1 protein-coding gene is annotated in these 235 nt (G+C 40.0%); it reads right to left on the minus strand.

Annotated elements, in window-relative coordinates:
• Positions 1 to 235: phosphopantetheine-binding protein (locus G9F48_RS19575; protein WP_165410002.1), on the minus strand; the 235-nt coding region annotated here is incomplete at both ends.

Here is a 235-nt window from a genome sequence, read left to right on the forward strand (position 1 = left end):
TTAATAGAATCTCCGCCAAGTTCAAAGAAACTGTCTTCTATTCCGACTGGAGATATTCCTAAGATTTCTTCAAATATGTCCGTAATGACTTTCTCTGTTTTAGTTCTTGGTGGCATATATTCCTGTCCTGCTAATGCATTTAGTTCTGGCAGTGCTTTTGCATCCAGCTTCCCATTTGGAGTCAGTGGCAAGGCATCAATCTGCATCATAAAGCCAGGTAACATATACTCAGGTA

Source organism: Bacillus sp. EKM420B, assembly GCF_011065565.1.
Lineage (GTDB): Bacteria > Bacillota > Bacilli > Bacillales > Bacillaceae > Bacillus > Bacillus velezensis.